Source organism: Desulfovibrio sp. 1214_IL3152, assembly GCF_036763055.1.
GTDB lineage: Bacteria > Desulfobacterota > Desulfovibrionia > Desulfovibrionales > Desulfovibrionaceae > Desulfovibrio.
In genome coordinates this window covers 1-3,802 of the sequence record NZ_JBAIYW010000594.1, presented here as the reverse complement: position 1 = coordinate 3,802, position 3,802 = coordinate 1, and the positions used below count along the sequence as shown (strand labels likewise).

Below are 3,802 nucleotides of genomic sequence, written 5' to 3'. Positions count from 1 at the left end.
CCGGACCATCATCCCTCGGGCGAGCGGCCTTATGCGAGGCCCTCAAGGCAGCGTGCCAGATCGTCCAGCGATTCGCGCCGCCGGATGAGCCTTGCCGTGCCGTCACTCTGAATCAGCACTTCCGCCGGGCGGAGGCGCTGATTGTAATTGGAACTCATGGTAAAGCCATATGCGCCGGCGTCAAGTATGCCGAGCACATCGCCTTCCACAATTTCGGGCAACTGGCGGTCTTTGGCAAGAATGTCGCCGCTTTCGCAAATGTTTCCCACCACGGTCTGCACCAGGGTTTCACGTTTTTCGCTGCTGTTTTCGCCGTAAATTTCCACATCGTGGAACGAATCATACATGGCCGGGCGCACAAGCACGTTGAAACCCAGGTCCGTACCCGCATAGCGTTTCTCGCTGTTGTTCTTCACGGCATGCACGCGGCCCAGCAGCACGCAGCACTCGGCTGCCACATAGCGGCCCGGTTCAATAAGGAAGCGGCCCGTATAGCCTGTTTTTTCGGCCCATCCGCTGATAAGCGCGTGCAGGCGGCTGCCCAGTTCGTCCATATCCAGGCGGGGCTGCCCTTCATATTTGCGGTAGGGAATGCCGAAGCCGCCGCCGAAGTCGATGATTTCAAGGTTTTGCAATGCGCCCTGGGGCAGCTGTTCCGCCAGGTGCAGCAGCACTTCGGCGGCATCCAGGTAGCCCCCGGCCTCCATAAAAAGAGAGCCGATGTGCTGGTTGATGCCCACCAGGGTCATGTCGTGCTTTTGCAGCAGGGCAAAAACCTCGTCCATCTGTTCGGGATTGACGCCGAACTTTGTTTCCTTGCCTGCGGTGACGACCTTGGCGTGATGCCCCGCGCCGATGCCGGGGTTAAAGCGCACCATGACCCTGCCGCCCCTGTTGATGCGGCCCAGATCGTCCAACTGCGCTACGGAATCCACGCTGATAAGCAGGCCGTGGCTGAGGGCGTTCTGTAACTCTTCCACCGAATTGTTGTTGGAGATATAAAGAATCTGTGCGGGCGTGAAGCCGGCAAGCTGATCCATATGGAGTTCGCCGGGACTCATGGCGTCCACCACCAGGCCCTCTTCGCGCGCCATGCGCAGCAGCACGGGATTGGAGTTGGCCTTGACCGAGTAGTTGACCCCGAAACCGGGGAGGCTGGAAAGCCCCATCAGCTCACGGCAGCGCTGGCGCAACACGTTTTCGTTATATACATAGAGGGGAGTGCCGAAGGTTTCGGCCAACTCGCGCGGGGTATGGCGGCCGTAAAACTGAAGATGGTCAGTATAGCTGGAGCGGATGTCGGACATGGGTACCTCGGGGATGCCTCAAGAAATTTCTGGTGGCCCGCGCGGGGCGGTGATCTACAGTTTGAATAATTAACAATTATCGTGGTCATGCTGTGCGCTGTCAAGTCCGGGTCTGTTTGCCGCCTGCCCGCGCACTGTCACATTGACATAAAAAGCGTGCCGTGTTTTGGTTTCTTTTTTCACTGCGGGCGTTTCTTTGCGCTTGTGCCGCAGGGGCGCGAGCATTGCACCATGCGGCAGGGCGCCCGCCCAAACGTCCGCAAGACCCCTGGAGTATTTATGCCCATCAAAAAAGGCGACACAGTGCGCGCGCACTATACGGGAACCCTGGATGACGGCACGGTGTTCGATTCTTCGCGTGAGCGCGATCCCCTTGAATTCGTCATGGGCCAGGGCATGCTCATTCCCGGTTTCGAGGCCGCGGTTGACGGCCGCGAGGCCGGAGAAAGCGTTACCGTAACCATTCCCCCGGCGGAAGCCTACGGCGAAATCGATCCGGAGCTGGTCTTTACCGTGGCCCGCGCCCAGGTGCCGGACCACATTCCCCTCAACGTGGGCGTGCCGTTGCAGCTTTCCAACGAGCAGGGCCAGATGGACGTGACCATCACCGAAGTGACCGCTGACGAAGTGACCCTTGACGCCAACCATCCGCTGGCGGGCAAGGCTCTCACCTTTGAAATAGAGATTGTCAGCGTCAACTAGAGCATTTTAACTTTGAGAATGTACATTCTCAAAGTTTAAGACACGCTCGCTTCGATGCTTAACCGCGCAAGTAAATAGCTCCGCTGTCTTGGCGGCAGTCGTTGGCGAGCCTGCGAGCCTTACGAATGGCGACAGTGGTTGTGTGGAAACAAAGCGCTCGTCACACATGGTGTCTGCAAGCGTAGTTTCCCGCGTTACAACTCCTGAAGCATCCGTAACTTTCTTTGTCGTAACGGCTGAAGCTGCGCTTGCATCTTTGCGGCGGGCGACTGCTCACGCAGCCGCCAGAGCAATTTCAAAGTGAAATTGCTCTGGCAGACGCCGGGCCGGCGGGCAGATGTCTGCCGGCCTTTTTCAGGGTTTTCCGGCATGTGGCGGCACGGGCCGCCCGGACGCCGCCGGCAGAAAGTGTTTTCCAACGAATTTTGGTGCGTCACCCCTTTTTCTGACGCGAGGTTTGTCATGAGCAGCAAAACCGCCAGGCACAGCGCCATTCAGGCCATTACCACCTACAAACCCGAAGCGGCTCCCCTGAATTTTGCCGATACCAGACCCACGGACATCTTCGGCTGCAACGTGTTCAATGACCGCGTCATGCGGGAGCGCCTGCCCAAGGCCGTGTACCGCTCGCTGCGCAAGACCATTGAATTCGGCCAGCGCATGGATCCGTCCATAGCCGATACCGTGGCGGCGGTCATGAAAGACTGGGCCATTGAAAAAGGGGCAACGCACTTTACCCACATTTTCTATCCGCTTACCGGGCAAACGGCTGAAAAGCATGACAGTTTTCTCATGCCTGACGGCGCGGGCGGGGTTATTGCGGAGTTTTCCGGCTCCATGCTGATCCGGGGCGAACCGGATGCTTCCTCCTTTCCTTCCGGCGGTCTGCGCTCCACGTTCGAGGCGCGCGGCTATACGGCCTGGGACGTTACAAGCCCCGCGTACATAATGGAAAATCCCAACGGAACGTTTTTGTGCATCCCCACCATGTTCCTTTCGTGGACAGGGGTGGCGCTGGACAAAAAAACGCCGCTGCTGCGCTCAAGCCAGGCCCTCAACCGCGAAGCCAAGCGGGTGCTGAGCCTTTTCGGCATCGAGACGGAACTGCCGGTCGTGGCCTATGCCGGGCTTGAGCAGGAGTATTTTTCCATTGATCACAACTTTAACTTTGCCCGCCCCGACATCCAGATCGCCGGACGTACCCTTTTTGGTGCGCGCCCGGCCAAGGGGCAGGAGTTCAGCGACCAGTATTTCGGCGTGATTCCCCAGCGCGTGCTTTCCTATATGATGGAAGTGGAGCGCGAGCTTTACAAGCTGGGCGTGCCCGTGCGCTGCCGTCACAATGAGGCCGCCCCGAGCCAGTACGAGATTGCGCCGCTGTATGAGGTCAGCAACGTGGCGGTGGACCATAACCATATCATTATGTCCACCCTGCGTAACGTGGCCAAGCGTTACGGCCTCAAATGCCTGCTGCACGAAAAGCCCTTTGCCGGAGTGAACGGATCGGGCAAGCACGTGAACTATTCCATCGGCAACGCCGATCTGGGTTCGCTCTTTGAGCCGGGTGAAACGCCGTATGCCAACGCCAAGTTTCTGGTGTTCTGCGCGGCCATGATCCGCAGCGTGCACAAGTTCGGCGGTCTTTTGCGCGCCACAGTGGCGAGCGCCAGCAATGACCATCGCCTGGGAGCCAACGAGGCCCCGCCGGCCATCATGTCCATCTTCCTCGGCGACATGCTTACCGAGGTTTTTGAGGCTTTCCGCGCCGGGCGGGTTGACGATGCCGTCAACGG

At 58.8% G+C, this 3,802-nt stretch carries 3 protein-coding genes; 2 read left to right on the top strand and 1 reads right to left on the bottom strand.

Going from position 1 to position 3,802, the window contains the following annotated elements:
* Window positions 1–29: 29 nt before the first annotated feature.
* A complete protein-coding gene (lysA, locus tag V6C07_RS12435; RefSeq protein ID WP_333536792.1) occupies window positions 30–1,307 on the bottom strand; it encodes a diaminopimelate decarboxylase in 1,278 nt (425 codons plus the stop codon).
* A 279-nt stretch (window positions 1,308–1,586) separates the two neighbouring features.
* On the opposite strand from lysA, the gene V6C07_RS12430 reads away from it, so the two are divergent.
* Together V6C07_RS12430 and V6C07_RS12425 are read left to right on the top strand one after the other, a co-directional pair.
* On the top strand, window positions 1,587–2,009 hold the full coding sequence (locus V6C07_RS12430; protein WP_333536791.1) for an FKBP-type peptidyl-prolyl cis-trans isomerase: 423 nt from the start codon (window positions 1,587–1,589) through the stop codon (window positions 2,007–2,009).
* 462 nt (window positions 2,010–2,471) lie between these two features.
* Window positions 2,472–3,802 (top strand): glutamine synthetase III (locus tag V6C07_RS12425; RefSeq protein WP_333536790.1); only part of this gene is annotated, 1,331 nt, incomplete at its 3' end.